Annotated in this window: 1 protein-coding gene; it reads right to left on the bottom strand. The window is 45.0% G+C overall.

Annotated features, from left to right (window positions below):
- Positions 1–233: 233 nt before the first annotated feature.
- Positions 234–444: carboxy terminal-processing peptidase (locus F7Q90_RS26095; protein WP_170283822.1), on the bottom strand; the 211-nt coding region annotated here is incomplete at its 5' end.

The raw sequence follows: 444 nt of genomic DNA, 5'->3' as shown, positions 1-444 counted from the left end.
CCGCCAGGTTCGTCAGCAGGAAGAGCTCGATTCGCATCATAATTTTCTTTTAACCTCAATTTAACAAAGCGCACTATGCGATTACCCACATCGTATGGGTCTTATGGCTATTTTCAAGTATTATCAGGCTGTAAGTCACGAGAAAAACACAACTTTACATTTTGTAGCATTATACTGACGGCTTTATGAGCTTGTTAAAAAAAACAGGCACAATTTCTTGTGCCTGTTTAGCGTTACTTACCGGCTGCCGCCTGCTCCGCTGGTTTTTCTTGTTCAAGATGCGCCAGGTCCAGAGCAATCTTCACTGTTTCATCAAGATACGGGTCCGGCTCCTGGTAATCCTTCGGCAGATCGTCCAGTTTCTTCAGCAACGGTTTACCCTCGCGTTTAAACCGATCGTTGATACGTGCCAGACGCATGGCGTCTTCTTCATTGTTCTCTTTC

Source organism: Pantoea stewartii subsp. stewartii, from assembly GCF_008801695.1.
Classification (GTDB): domain Bacteria; phylum Pseudomonadota; class Gammaproteobacteria; order Enterobacterales; family Enterobacteriaceae; genus Pantoea; species Pantoea stewartii.
Note: the sequence above shows the minus strand (reverse complement) of the source record. Positions and strands in the feature narration are given on the sequence as shown.